Annotated in this window: 12 protein-coding genes; 6 read left to right on the forward strand and 6 right to left on the reverse strand. The window is 65.7% G+C overall.

Going from position 1 to position 13,229, the window contains the following annotated elements:
* Window positions 1–1,980: 1,980 nt before the first annotated feature.
* From rsmG to rpmH, 6 genes are read right to left on the reverse strand one after another with little or no spacing between them, the layout of a single operon-like run.
* Window positions 1,981–2,607, reverse strand: coding sequence for a 16S rRNA (guanine(527)-N(7))-methyltransferase RsmG (gene rsmG / locus J2W45_RS13290; RefSeq protein WP_310132657.1), 627 nt, complete (start codon window positions 2,605–2,607; stop codon window positions 1,981–1,983).
* A 14-nt stretch (window positions 2,608–2,621) separates the two neighbouring features.
* Window positions 2,622–3,182, reverse strand: coding sequence for a Jag family protein (locus J2W45_RS13295; RefSeq protein ID WP_310132660.1), 561 nt, complete (start codon window positions 3,180–3,182; stop codon window positions 2,622–2,624).
* Window positions 3,183–3,195: 13 nt separating this feature from the next.
* Window positions 3,196–4,161 (reverse strand): membrane protein insertase YidC, encoded by a 966-nt coding sequence (yidC, locus tag J2W45_RS13300; RefSeq protein WP_310132662.1) that lies wholly within the window; start codon window positions 4,159–4,161, stop codon window positions 3,196–3,198.
* A gap of 9 nt (window positions 4,162–4,170) precedes the next feature.
* Complete coding sequence (yidD, locus tag J2W45_RS13305) at window positions 4,171–4,497, reverse strand: membrane protein insertion efficiency factor YidD (protein ID WP_310132664.1); 327 nt, start codon at window positions 4,495–4,497, stop codon at window positions 4,171–4,173.
* A gap of 15 nt (window positions 4,498–4,512) precedes the next feature.
* Window positions 4,513–4,977: a ribonuclease P protein component gene (rnpA, locus tag J2W45_RS13310; RefSeq protein WP_310132666.1), complete on the reverse strand. Its 465-nt coding sequence runs from the start codon at window positions 4,975–4,977 to the stop codon at window positions 4,513–4,515.
* Window positions 4,916–5,053, reverse strand: coding sequence for a 50S ribosomal protein L34 (rpmH, locus tag J2W45_RS13315; RefSeq protein WP_018189031.1), 138 nt, complete (start codon window positions 5,051–5,053; stop codon window positions 4,916–4,918). Before rpmH ends, rnpA begins: the two co-directional genes overlap by 62 nt.
* A gap of 448 nt (window positions 5,054–5,501) precedes the next feature.
* On the opposite strand from rpmH, the gene dnaA reads away from it, so the two are divergent.
* The 6 genes from dnaA (at window position 5,502) to gyrB (ending at window position 13,205) form a co-directional block, all read left to right on the forward strand.
* The gene (dnaA, locus tag J2W45_RS13320; protein ID WP_310132669.1) at window positions 5,502–6,935 is read left to right on the forward strand and encodes a chromosomal replication initiator protein DnaA; all 1,434 of its coding nucleotides are present in this window, start codon (window positions 5,502–5,504) and stop codon (window positions 6,933–6,935) included.
* A gap of 415 nt (window positions 6,936–7,350) precedes the next feature.
* Window positions 7,351–8,496 (forward strand): DNA polymerase III subunit beta, encoded by a 1,146-nt coding sequence (gene dnaN, locus J2W45_RS13325; protein ID WP_310132672.1) that lies wholly within the window; start codon window positions 7,351–7,353, stop codon window positions 8,494–8,496.
* A 36-nt stretch (window positions 8,497–8,532) separates the two neighbouring features.
* On the forward strand, window positions 8,533–9,420 hold the full coding sequence (gene gnd / locus J2W45_RS13330; RefSeq protein WP_310132675.1) for a phosphogluconate dehydrogenase (NAD(+)-dependent, decarboxylating): 888 nt from the start codon (window positions 8,533–8,535) through the stop codon (window positions 9,418–9,420).
* 13 nt (window positions 9,421–9,433) lie between these two features.
* Window positions 9,434–10,600 carry a DNA replication/repair protein RecF gene (recF, locus tag J2W45_RS13335; RefSeq protein ID WP_310132676.1) on the forward strand — a complete coding sequence of 389 codons (1,167 nt, stop codon included), beginning with the start codon at window positions 9,434–9,436 and terminating at the stop codon, window positions 10,598–10,600.
* Window positions 10,593–11,081 (forward strand): DciA family protein, encoded by a 489-nt coding sequence (locus tag J2W45_RS13340; RefSeq protein ID WP_310132678.1) that lies wholly within the window; start codon window positions 10,593–10,595, stop codon window positions 11,079–11,081. The genes recF and J2W45_RS13340 overlap by 8 nt, the downstream gene beginning before the upstream one ends.
* A 123-nt stretch (window positions 11,082–11,204) precedes the next feature.
* On the forward strand, window positions 11,205–13,205 hold the full coding sequence (gyrB, locus tag J2W45_RS13345; protein WP_310132680.1) for a DNA topoisomerase (ATP-hydrolyzing) subunit B: 2,001 nt from the start codon (window positions 11,205–11,207) through the stop codon (window positions 13,203–13,205).
* Window positions 13,206–13,229 lie beyond the last annotated feature (24 nt).

Raw genomic sequence — 13,229 nt, forward strand, 5'->3', positions numbered from 1 at the left:
GGCGTACTTATCCCGCGAGGCCCTCACCATTCCACCGTGTTTCACGTGAAACGCAGGGGTCGCCGGCGACCCCTAAGCGGAATTCCGGTGCGGGCGGCGGGGACGGGATCCCTGCACACAGGGTGCCCACCCTGCGAGGCGTACAGAAGAAAGCGCGTTTCACGTGAAACGGAGGGGCATCCCGCGGCGCCATAAAGCAGCTTCGGTGCAGGCGGCGGGAGAAGGGCTGCACTGCTTATGGGGTGCCCACCCAGCGAGGCGTGCGCACTAGAGCGCGTTTCACGTGAAACGTCAGGGCCTTCGGGCGTTCCATGATGGAGCTCCCTGCAAGCGGGGTCGATCCAGTCCCGGCCCTATGTTCTGCACGCCAAGGACTGCTGCCTTAGGTGTGTTTCACGTGAAACGAAAGGATCTCAAGCGGCTTCGATGGAGGGCGCGCCGCAACTGTGACCCTGGGCGCACAGCAGCTCGCTGTATCCCGCTAAGCGAGCGCACGGAAGTTTCGCCTAACCCTCTTCAGGCCTTCGCTCCGGCATCTGCGAAGCGAAGGTCCCGCTGGCCCGCTGTGCGCTGGCGCCCGACGTGGCTATCGTCGACAGACACTGCTGAGAGCGACGCGACCCACAGCGGCAAAGCCTGATCTTTCCGGCGGCGCCTCAGGTCGTCTGCGGCACGGACGTCGGGAGAGGCACAAGCACCGACGGGGCGCAGCAGTCGCGGGCTGAATGATGCTGCCGCAGCAACCTAGGAAAGGAGAGGCAAGTAGGGACGCATACTCTCCGTGGTCCGCGTGCCTGCACAACACGCGCGACGATGCCGCGGTGGGCTCTCACAAGGGCGATCGGGCTCGCTCACAGTCGTACCGACCGATTGGGCGCCTGCGCGAACCTTCTAGCGCTAGTTTCACGTGAAACGAAGCTCTCCGTGCTGACGTTCTTGGCGGATGATCGGACAGCGCGCGCCGGCACCCGCGTCGCATAGCTGGCCTCGACAGCAACCTGGCGAAACTGAACGCCTGTCGTGGCCGTGGGCCCGGAGGGGAGCCCGCCGTGGAATCCGGAGGGTACGTTTCACGTGAAACCGGGGCCGCGCCGGACAAGCGCGGTTGACGTGAACGCGGGGATAGTATCTCCTGCGCGTCGTGGCAGCCCGGTGGAGCGGAATTGCGCACTGCGATCGCTAGCTGAAGACACTTGAGCCGCGCACCTAGCCAACGTGCCGCCGCCAGCATGCCGAGTTTCGCGGCGCAACAATCGGCATGCTCGCCGACCGCCTTGTACCTAGTCCGCAACCTCAGAGGCAGCGACCCCTTGGCTTGTTGCTGGCCTGCTCGCTAGTCAGCCAACGACCTCCGGCACAGGCCTCCGACCCGATCTGGTGTGCGGTCGAGTCGAACTCGATGGCTGATCACGATCATGGGACCATCGCGACGCGCCCCGCTCAGAGTCGTCGCATGCGTCTCGATCCGGCACGGCGCATAGCGGAATCCGGGCGCCGACAGTTGCGTTCGTAGCTAGCTTGCCCGACCCCGGCGGTACCCCAGGGCCCGCCGGGGGAGTGCGCAGTTTTCACGTGAAGCTTCCGCCCTTACCCTGCTTCGTCCTATCCGGCAGAAACTCCCGCCGCAGATTCCGGCGTCGATGACTGCAGGGCAACATCAAGCCCCGCTGCAAACCCACGCGGTCTTTCCGTCGATGCACGCGGCGCACCCAGATGGTCGCACCCCAACATGCCTCGTCCAGAGCTCCGAGCGGAAGGCAAGAAGATCACCCGTGTCATCCGCATCAAGCCGGATAGTCGCCATCCACCCCCCGCCCGACACTTCCTTTAGCAGCCACGAGAACCCGAATAGCCGCTCACGGGTCCCAAATTCGGGTCTCCGGCGAGCCGCAAGATGCCCGGAGAATCCCGCTCAGCGAACGGAAGCGCATGCTTCGGCGCGCCCAGAGGCATCCTAAGCGGCGCAGAGACGCGTCGCGATCAGCGAACAGTCGCCCGAATGACCCTCGTGGTCTCCGACAACAGGCCTTCGCCGAGCTCCAGAACCTCGATATCGTGCACCGCGTATTTGCGGATCTCCTTGCCGGCGGCTTCCACCTCGGCCGGAGCACCCGCACCCTTCATAAGGACGAGTTCGCCACCGTCCCGAAGCAGGGGAGCGGTCAGCGGGAGGAGCTTACGGAACGCACTCACCGCGCGAGCCGTGACCTGGTCGAGCGGCTCGGACAGCCGCACATCCTCGGCGCGGTCTCGGACGACCCGCACATTCGTCAGACCCAGCTCGACGACCTGTTCATTCAGCCAGGCGATGCGCCGCTCCATCGGCTCGATGAGAACGAACGACACATCGGGACGCGCGATCGCCAGCACCAGACCGGGCAGGCCGGCGCCGCTACCGATATCACCGACGACGCCCGGACGCAGATGCGGCGCGACGATCGCGCAGTTCAGGATGTGGCGTGACCACAGCCGCGGAAGCTCCAGTGGTCCGATCAGTCCTCGCTCTTCGCCCTGCTCCGCGAGGTTGCGAGTGAAGCGACGAGCAAGATCGATCCGATCGCCGAACAGAACGGCAGCGGCGGGCGGCTCGAGTTCGAGATCAGTCACAGTTTCACGTGAAACTACGCCGCGGTGATGACAGTGTGGCGGTCGCGGCCCTCGCCGCGCGAGGTCGAGACGTAGCCGCGCTCAGACACGATGTCGTGCACCAGCTTGCGCTCGTACGACGACATCGGCGGCAGCGCGGCCTCGGCAGCTCCCTCGTCGAGGCGCGCGATCGCGCGGTCGACCAGCAGGCCCAGCTCGGCCTGACGGGCATCGCGCGAACCGGCGATGTCGAGAATCAGACGCGAGAAGCCACCGGTCTGGTTCTGAACGGCAAGTCGGGTGAGCTCCTGAAGCGCGGCGACGGTGTCCGGCTTCGCGAGGAGCGAGAGGTTCGAGCCCTCCTCGGCATTCACCGAGATGTAGGCGCGCCCGTTGCGGGTGTCGATGTCGATGTCGCCATCGATGTCTGCGATGTCGAGCAATTCCTCGATGTAGTCGGCGGCGACATCGCCTTCGCGGTCGAGGTCAGCCGGCGCGAGCTCGGTGCCCTCGGTCGATCCCTCGGACTCCTCGACGAGAACGTCGTTCTCGGCGGCGTCCACCGGCTCGGGGGAGGAGGTCTGCACGTCGGTCATCGGTGGGAGGTCCTTACTTTCCTGCCTGCTTCTTGGCACGCGTCTTGCTTACGGGCTGCACTCGCTGGGTCGGCTGCTTCTTCGGCTGCTCCTCCACGGTGAGCACCGTCGAGCCGTCCGCCTGAACCAGCTTGCCCTTCTTGGCCAGCCGGGCCTCGCGGGCCTTCGCCGCGTCCGATCCGGGAGTCGGCATATTGCGGATCACCAGGAACTGCTGGCCCATGGTCCACAGGTTCGAGGTCAGCCAGTAGAACATGACGCCGAGCGGGAACGCGAAACCGGAGAAGAGGAACACGAAGGGGAGCAGGTACAGCAGGATGCGCTGCTGCTTGAACTGCGGGCTCGCCTTGGTCTCCGGCGACATGTTCTTGGAGACGATCTGCAGCTGCGTGAGGAACTGCGATCCCGTCATCAGGACAACCATAACGGCCGCAATGATCATGACGGCGACCTGCGGCGGGTTGGCGTTCATGGCGCCCTGGAAGCTCTGGTGCAGCGGGGCCACGCCGAAGAGGGTCGCGTTTCCGAACTGCTGCGCCAGCTCCTCGTTGAGCGGGCCGACGCCGGCGTGACCGCCCTGCGCTCCGTTGAGGACCTGGAAGAGCGAGAAGAACACAGGCATCTGCAGCAGCAGCGGCAGGCAGGAGCTCAGCGGGTTGGTGCCCGTCTTCTTATAGAGCTCCATCGTCTCGCGGGACATCGCCTCACGCGAGAACTGGTCCTTCTTACCCTTGTACTTGTCCTGGATCTTCTTCAGCTGGGGCGCGATCTCCAGCATCCGTCGCTGGTTCTTGATCTGCCGGACGAAGATCGGGATCAGCGCCGCACGGACCACGACCGTGAGGCCGACGATCGCCAGCACCCAGGTGATGCCCGCCGCCGGGTCGAGTCCCATCTGTGTGAACAACCAGTGGAAGGCGACGAGGATCAGCTCCACGACCCATTTGATGGGCCAGAGGATGGTACCGATGATGTCCATGTGTTGTGGCTAAGCCCTTCGCTGGCTGATGACACTGTCGTGGGGTGCCACGACGAATCCGAACGGGGTGACCCGGTAACGCGGCTTCTTCGCCGGCGGGACGTCGTCGACTCCGCCCGCCGCCCACGGGTGGCAGCGCGCGATACGCCGGATGCCGAGCACCGAGCCAACGATCACTCCGTGCTGCTGGATCGCCTGCAGGGCGTAGGCCGAGCACGACGGGTAGTAGCGGCAGACGTCACCGTAGAGCGGGGAGATCACCGCGCGGTATGCACGCAGCACCAGCACTGCGGCATTCCGCGGCGCGAGGAGCACTGCTGCGAGCGCGGTGTTCATGGACGGACGATGCCCTTACTGTGACGACCTGGTCTGACTGCGGCTGGTGAATCGAGTGGAAGCGTCGAGAAGCTCCCCGTGCAGGCTAGCCCACGGCGCTTGAACAGAGGCTGGCAATGCGCGCACCACCACATCCAGGCCCCCGGCCGGAGCGGCGGGAGACGAGAAGTGGGGGAGCAGGTCGTACGCTGCGGCCTTCAGCCGGCGCCTGACCAGGTTGCGGTGCACCGCGTTCCCGACCGCTTTGCTCACGATGAAACCGAATCGCACCACGTCCGAGTCGGGATTCGGACGGATGTAGGTCACGGTCACCGCTCCGGAGAAGCGGGATCCGCGCCGTACCGTCGTCCGATAGTCCGACCCTCGCGTGATGCGATGGGCTTTGGCGAGCACCGGTCGGCCCTCTGCCGGAGGAGGGTCAGGCCGAGAGCTTCTCGCGGCCCTTGCGGCGGCGGGCCGAGAGGATCGCGCGACCCGCACGGGTACGCATGCGGAGGCGGAAGCCGTGGGTCTTCGCGCGCTTGCGGTTGTTCGGCTGGAACGTTCTCTTGCTCATATCAATCTCCGTGGGTGGTCTCTTCACAGGCCGGTGCTGAGCGGAAGGGCCAGCACGAGGAGGCCAGGAAAGTTTCAGGGCAGCCGGAAGGGCCGCAAGTCAACTGATTAAAACTACGGCCTGGGTGCAGGCGAGGTCAAACCGATGGACTCAAATCCACTGATTATGCACGGTATTGGCAGGCAAAGGATGTTCGACTCGCCGTCATATGCCTCGGATCGGATTTGATCGAGCTTCTGTGGACAAGTTACCGTGAGGTCGAAAGTTATCCCCAGGCCGTGCCAATTCTGGCCGGAGATGGCTACGGTATTTCTCACACAGCGGTGGATAACTCTGTGAATACCCACCGGCGGCATCCGAAGCCGCCAACCCGATGAGAGTCACCGGGGGTCGACTCGTCCCCTCGTCGGGCTGACGGCATCCGCAACACAGACGAAGACGGGGAACGATGGCAGGCGGCGAAGAGTCCATAGCTGCGGCGTGGCAGAACGTGCTCGGCAAGCTCGAGACCGACGACCGGATCACCCCGCAGCTGTATGGATTCCTGAGCCTGGTCGAGCCGAAGGGCATCATGGCCGGCACCTTCTATCTGGAGGTGCCGAACGAGTTCACCCGCGGGATGATCGAGCAGCGGAGCCGGCTGCCCCTGTTGAACGCGATCGGCGGTCTCGACGACGACCTCGCGGTGAACACGTTCGCGATCGTGGTGAACCCGGAGATCCAGCAGGAGACCATGGCCGGCACGGGCGCCGAGCCGGAGGTCGCTCCGGCCTATGTCGAGCAGATCGCCCCGCCGATGGTCAGCCAGCCCACCGAGATCACCGCACCGCCGCGCGGCGGCGACACCCGCCTCAACGCCAAGTACAGCTTCGACAACTTCGTCATCGGCCAGTCCAACCGCTTCGCCCATGCGGCGGCGGTCGCGGTGGCCGAGGCTCCGGCCAAGGCCTACAACCCGCTGTTCATCTACGGCGACTCGGGACTCGGCAAGACCCACCTCCTGCACGCCATCGGGCACTATGCGATGAGCCTGTATCCCGGCATCCGCGTCCGGTACGTGTCCTCCGAGGAGTTCACGAACGACTTCATCAACTCGATCGCCAACAACCGGGGCTCGTCGTTCCAGGCGCGCTACCGCAACATCGACATCCTCCTCATCGACGACATCCAGTTCCTGCAGCGAGCGGTCGAGACGCAGGAGGCGTTCTTCCACACCTTCAACACGCTGCACGACCACAACAAGCAGGTGGTCATCACCTCCGACCTGCCGCCGAAGCATCTCACCGGCTTCGAGGACAGGATGCGGTCGCGGTTCGAGTGGGGACTCATCACCGACGTCCAGGTGCCCGACCTCGAGACGCGCATCGCCATCCTGCGCAAGAAGGCGCAGAGCGAGAAGATCCAGGTTCCGGACGACATCCTCGAGTTCATGGCGACCAAGGTGTCCAGCAACATCCGCGAGCTCGAGGGGACGCTCATCCGCGTCACGGCGTTCGCCAGCCTCAACCGCACGCCGGTCGACATGCCGCTGGTGCAGACGGTGCTCAAGGACCTGATCACGCTCGACGACGACAACGTGATCGCGCCGACCGACATCATCACCAACACCGCCGAGTACTTCAAGCTCTCGGTCGACGACCTCTACGGGTCGAGCCGCTCGCAGGCGGTGGCGACGGCCCGGCAAATCGCCATGTACCTGTGCCGTGAGCTCACCAACCTCTCCCTCCCCAAGATCGGCCAGCTCTTCGGCGGCCGCGACCACACCACCGTGATGTACGCGAACAAGAAGATCAGCGAGCTCATGAAGGAGCGCCGCTCGATCTACAACCAGGTAACCGAGCTCACCAGCCGGATCAAGCAGAACCACCGCTACGGCAAGTAGGCCGTCGGGCCCCCCTGTAGCGCACCGGTTATCCACATCTCCATCCCCAGAGTGGGGACAGTGCGTTATTAACACGTGTGGATAACTTGTGGAAAGGTTCCGGAGAACTCGACGATTAATGGGGACGAGAGACCGTGGCCTGTGAAAAGCCCTCCTCGGCGTCGACGGGCCCACGACCTTGTGAACAACAGGAATCCTCAGGCCATCAACAAGTCACCGACGTGTAGTTTCCAGTCCTCGTCTGGCTTCAACAGAGTTATCCACAGTTTCCACAGCGGTTAACACGATTACTTCTTAACTCTTCTCATAGGGGCGGACGACAACCTCAAGGGCCGACGGGCGCCGCTTCCGCGTCACAGGCCAGGCGCTAGGATTTGTCACGTCCGTTATCCGTCAAGCCGTCAGAGGTGACTTCGTGAAGTTCCAAGCCAATCGGGATGTGTTCAGCGAGGCCGTCTCCTTCGCGGTGAAGCTTCTTCCGCAGCGGACGACCCTGCCCATCCTGAGCGGCGTGCTGATCGAGACCACGGACAACGGGCTGCAGCTGTCGTCGTTCGACTACGAAGTCTCGGCCCAGACGGAGATCGCCGCGGAGGTCGAGGAGCCGGGACGCGTCCTCGTGTCCGGCCGTCTCCTCGCGGAGATCGCGTCGAAGCTCCCCAACGCGCCGGTGCGCTTCTCGACGGAGGAGTCGAAGATCGTCGTCCGGGCCGGATCCGCGAACTTCACCCTGCTCTCCATGCCCGTCGAGGAATACCCGAGCATCCCGCAGGTGGGCGGCGAGGCCGGTCTGGTGCCGGCCGAGGAGTTCGCTCAGGCCGTCGCGCAGGTCGGCGTCGCCGCATCCCGTGACGACGTCACGCCGGTCATCACCGGTGTCCAGCTCGAGGTGGGCGACAACACGCTCGGCCTCGTCGCGACGGACCGCTACCGCGTGGCCGTCCGTGAGATCGACTGGGACAACGGCACCACCTCGGGCGAACCGGTCACCGCGCTGGTGCCCGCACGCACGCTCACCGAGATCGGCAAGACCTTCGGCCACAGCGGCAACGTGTCCATCTCCATCACGAACCGCGACGACCGTGAGCTGATCGCCTTCACCGCCGACCGGAAGACCGTGACGTCGCTGCTGATCAAGGGCAACTTCCCGCCGGTCCGCCGGCTGTTCCCCGAGCAGGTCGACAACTACGCGGTGATCAACACCGCAGAGCTCATCGAGGCGACGCGACGCGTCGCCCTCGTGCTGGAGCGCGAGGCCGCGCTCCGCTACACCTTCACCGCCGACGGGCTGACGCTGGAAGCGATCGGTTCCGAGCAGGCGCAGGCATCCGAGAGCATCGACGCTCTTCTCACTGGCCAGGAGACGGTGGTTTCATTGAAGCCGCAGTTCCTGCTCGATGGTCTCGGTGCGGTGCACTCGGAATTCGTGCGCATCTCGTTCACCAAGACCGAGAACCCCAACAAGCCGGGGCCCGTGCTCATCACGAGCCAGACGTCGAAGGATCAGGCCGGCGCGGATTCCTACAAGTATCTGCTCCAGCCGAACCTGCTCCTGCGCTAGACCCGGCGCCGTCGAAGCGAAAGAAGAAGGACAATCATGCACATCGGCCTCATCGGCCTCGGACGCATGGGCAACAACATGCGTGCCCGGCTCGAGAAGAACGGCATCGACGTCACGGGTTACGACACGAACCCGGACGTGTCGGACGTGGCGACCGTCGCCGACCTGGTGGCCGCGCTGCCCGCGCCGCGCACCGTCTGGGTCATGGTGCCCGCCGGCGAGATCACCGACTCGGTGATCCGCGAGCTCGAGCCGCTGCTCGAGAAGGGCGACCTCGTCATCGACGGCGGGAACTCGAAGTTCACCGAGGACTTCAAGCACTCGGAGCTGCTCGCGCCACGCGGTGTCGACTTCATGGATGTCGGCGTCTCCGGCGGCATCTGGGGTCTGGAGAACGGCTACGGCCTCATGGTCGGCGGCTCGGCCGACCAGGTCGAGCGCGTGATGCCCGTCTTCGACGCCCTCCGGCCGGAGGGTCCGCGCGACGAGGGCTTCGTCCACGTCGGCGAGGTCGGCGCCGGCCACTACGCGAAGATGGTGCACAACGGCATCGAGTACGCGCTGATGCAGGCGTACGCCGAGGGCTACGAGCTGCTGGACACGCGCAAGGACATCATCAAGGACGTCACCGGCACCTTCAAGGCGTGGCAGCGGGGGACCGTCGTCCGTTCGTGGCTGCTCGACCTGCTGGTCCGGGCGCTGGAGCAGGACCCGGAGTTCGAGCACATCGAGGGCTACGTGCAGGATTCGGGCGAGGGCCGCTGGACGGTCGAGGAGGCGCTGAACAACGCCGTCCCCGTGCCGACGATCAGCGCGTCGATCTTCGCGCGCTTCGTCTCCCGCCAGGAGGACTCGCCCGCCATGAAGGCCGTCGCCGCGCTGCGCAACCAGTTCGGCGGCCACGCTGTGAAGGCCGTGGACTGAGACCCGTCACTCTGTGCGTGTCACACACCTCTCCCTGACCGACTTCCGCAACTACCGCACCGCGGAGGTGCCGTTCGCGGCCGGCGCGAACCTTTTCGTCGGCCGCAACGGTCAGGGGAAGACCAACCTCGTCGAGTCGCTCGGCTACCTGAGCACCCTCGGGTCGCACCGGGTGTCGAGCGACCAGGCGATGATCCGGAAGGATGCGGACGCCGCGATCGTGCGGGCCCGCATCCAGCATGACGGCCGTGAGCTCCTCGTCGAGGTGCAGCTCAACCGGGGCAGCGCGAACCGCGCGCAGGTGAACCGGGCGGCGATCAAGCCGCGCGAACTCCCGCGGTACTTCTCGAGCGTCCTCTTCGCCCCGGAGGACCTGGCGCTCGTGCGCGGGGAGCCGGGGATCCGCCGTCGATTCCTCGACCAGCTGCTGATCCAGCGCAACCCCCGGTTCTCGGCGGTCATCGCGGACTACGAGCGGGTGCTCAAGCAGCGCAACACCCTGCTGAAATCCGCGCGCGCGTCCCGCGTCAGAGAGGACCAGCTCGGCACTCTCGACATCTGGGACGATCGCCTGGTGCAGCTGGGCTCCGAGCTGATGGATGCGCGGCTCGAGCTGGTCGGGCGGCTGAGCGATCCGCTCGTCGCGGCCTATCGGTCGGTGGCCGGCGACGACCACCACCCGCGTCTGGTCCCTCAGCTCACCATCCACGGTGCCCACGTCGAGGACGACGACGATTCCGCCCCCGACGATGTGACCGGGTCAGCTGGTGTCACCACCCCCGAGGCCTTCCGGCGGGCACTGGCCGCCGGACGTCGCAAGGAGCTCGACCGCGGTCTGACGCTCGTCGGCCCGCATCGCGACGACGTCCTCTTCGAGCTGAACGGGCTTCCGGCCAAGGGATACGCCAGCCACGGGGAGTCGTGGTCGTTCGCGCTCGCCCTGAAGCTGGCCTCCGCCGAGCTCCTGCGCCGCGAGTCCACCACCGGTGACCCGGTGCTCATCCTCGACGACGTCTTCGCCGAACTGGACCAGGCCCGGCGCCGGATGCTTGCAACCGCCGTGGCAGGTTACGAGCAGGTGCTCATCACGGCGGCCGTCTTCGACGACGTGCCCGACGAGCTCACGGCCCACACCGTCCGTATAGAGGCGGGCGCGATCGTGGAGGCGACCGGTGTCTGAGCGGGTCAGCGAAGCATCCGCCGTCTACCTCCGGCTGAAGTCGCTCTTCACCGGGACGCCGGCGCGCCGTAAGCGCGCTGCGCGCGACGAGCAGAGCCCCGGGACGAGCACGCCGTTCGGTTCCGGCCGCGACCCTCACGGCGTCGGGGACGTGGTGGATGCGCTGGCCGCGCAGCTGGGCTGGACCTCGGCTCTCGCCCAGTCCGACCTCCTCGAGAGGTGGCGCGAACTGGCCGGTGAGGAGACGGCGAAGCACGCCGTCCCGGACCAGATCGTGGACGGCGTGCTGGTCGTCCGCTGCGAGTCCACGGCGTGGGCGACGCAGCTGCGGATGATGCGCTCCGAACTCCTCGCGCACATCGCGGAACGGTTCCCCGAGGCGGGCATCGCGTCGATCCGTTTTCAGGGGCCGGACGCCCCCTCCTGGAAAAGAGGCCCCAGGTCCATTCCAGGGCGCGGTCCGCGCGATACTTACGGCTGAGAGCACAAAAGAGGTCGCCAGTCCGAAGAAAATGGCTCAGACGGCCGTTTTCCGGCATTTCCACCGCGCGCTCTTGGTAGAATGGAGAGTCACTGTTGAGTGCGGTCAGGAGCCTAATTTCATATGACGATGGAACCGAACGCGGCCGGGACGGAACACGAATACGGCGCTAATGAGATCCAGGTCCTCGAGGGTCTCGAAGCCGTCCGCAAGCGACCTGGGATGTACATCGGTTCCACCGGTCCCCGCGGTCTTCACCACCTGGTCTACGAGATCGTCGACAACTCGGTCGACGAGGCCCTCGCGGGCCACGCCGACAACATCGAGGTGACCATCCTCGCCGATGGTGCCGTGCGCGTCGACGACAACGGTCGCGGCATCCCCGTCGACGAGCATCCGGTGGAGAAGAAGTCCACGGTCGAGGTGGTCCTGACGATCCTGCACGCCGGAGGCAAGTTCGGCGGCGGCGGATACGCAGTGTCCGGCGGACTGCACGGCGTCGGCAGCTCGGTCGTGAACGCGCTGTCCAGCCGGCTCGACGTCGAGGTGCACCGGCAGGGGTACGTCTGGCGGCAGAGCTACCGCAACGGTGTCCCGCAGGCGCCGCTCGAGCAGGGCGAGGCGTCGGAGCGCACCGGAACGATCATCACCTTCTGGCCGAGCCCGGACACGTTCGAGACGATCGAGTTCGACTACGACACGCTGCGCACCCGATTCCAGCAGATGGCGTTCCTCAACAAGGGGCTCCGGATCGCGATCACCGACGAGCGCGCCCCCGAGATCGAGCCGGTCGAGGGAGAGGTCGACGAGGAGCACACCCCGCGCCACGAGGTCTTCCTATACGAGCGCGGACTCATGGACTACGTGCAGTACCTCAACTCCGCGAAGAAGGTTGAGGTCGTCCACGACGAGATCATCTCGTTCGAGTCGGAGGACACCGAGCGAAAGATCGCCCTCGAGGTCGCCATGCAGTGGACCACGAGCTACAACGAGAGCGTGTTCACCTACGCGAACACGATCAACACCCACGAGGGCGGCACGCACGAGGAGGGCTTCCGCGCGGCGCTGACCACGCTGGTCAACCGCTATGCGCGTGAGAAGGGCATCCTGAAGGACCGGGATGACAACCTCTCCGGCGACGACGTGCGCGAGGGCCTGACCGCGGTCATCTCCGTGAAGCTCTCCGAGCCGCAGTTCGAGGGGCAGACCAAGACCAAGCTGGGCAACACGGAGGCCAAGGCCTTCGTGCAGAAGGTGGTCGGCGACCAGCTCGGCGACTGGTTCGACCGCAACCCGAACCAGGCCAAGGACATCATCCGCAAGGCGCTGCAGGCCGCGACCGCGCGACTCGCCGCCCGCAAGGCCCGCGAGACCGCTCGCCGCAAGGGACTGCTCGAGAGCGGCGGGATGCCGGGCAAGCTCAAGGACTGCCAGTCCAAGGACCCGACGATCTCCGAGATCTTCATCGTGGAGGGCGACTCGGCCGGCGGTTCAGCCGTGCAGGGCCGCAACCCGGAGACGCAGGCGATCCTCCCGCTCCGCGGCAAGATCCTCAACGTCGAGAAGGCGCGGCTCGACCGCGCGCTCGGCAACAACGAGGTCCAGGCGATGATCACGGCGTTCGGCGCCGGCATCGGCGAGGACTTCGACCCCGAGAAGGCGCGCTATCACAAGATCGTGCTGATGGCGGATGCCGATGTCGACGGTCAGCACATCACCACACTGCTGCTCACGCTGCTGTTCCGCTACATGCGGCCGATGATCGAGCTCGGCTACGTCTACCTGGCGCAGCCGCCGCTCTACCGCCTCAAGTGGTCGAACGCCGAGCACGAGTACGTCTACTCGGACCGCGAGCGCGACGCCTTCCTGGCCGAGGGACTGGCCGCCGGCAAGCGCATCCCGAAGGACAACGGCGTTCAGCGCTACAAGGGTCTCGGCGAGATGGACTACCAGGAGCTGTGGGAGACCACGATGAACCCGGAGACGCGCACGCTGCTCCAGGTCACGCTCGACGACGCGGCCGCGGCCGACGAGATCTTCGCCACCCTGATGGGCGAGGACGTCGAATCACGACGCTCGTTCATCCAGAAGAACGCCAAGGACGTCCGGTTCCTCGACATCTGACGCTCCGGCGCCGATGACGTGAGG

This window comes from Leifsonia shinshuensis, assembly GCF_031456835.1.
GTDB lineage: Bacteria > Actinomycetota > Actinomycetes > Actinomycetales > Microbacteriaceae > Leifsonia > Leifsonia shinshuensis_C.